Origin of the sequence: Oryzomonas japonica (genome assembly GCF_008802365.1) — a bacterium.
In the GTDB taxonomy this organism is placed as follows: Bacteria; Desulfobacterota; Desulfuromonadia; order Geobacterales; family Pseudopelobacteraceae; genus Oryzomonas; species Oryzomonas japonica.
On sequence record NZ_VZQZ01000028.1, the window covers coordinates 1 to 261 of the forward strand.

1 pseudogene is annotated in these 261 nt (G+C 57.9%); it reads left to right on the forward strand.

The annotated features are described in order from the left end of the window. A pseudogene (locus F6V25_RS17140) lies at nt 1–261 on the forward strand (cytochrome C); the annotation flags it as partial.

Consider the following 261-nt stretch of genomic DNA (forward strand, 5'->3'; position numbering starts at 1 on the left):
ACAACTGCAGTCAATGCCACCAACAGGCCTGGTGTCTCGACTGTCACCAGGGAGGCGGCACGGGGGACGACCTGTCCCAGAGCAATGCGGGCCGCGACTACAAACCGAAAAGCCACCGGAGCGGTTGGCTACAGATTCACCCGATCAAGGCTCAGGACAACCAGCAGCAATGCTATCGCTGCCATGATCAGAAATACTGCACGGCATGCCACAGCAAACTTCCCCAGGCCGGCCTGAAATCACTGGGTTTCAAATCCCACA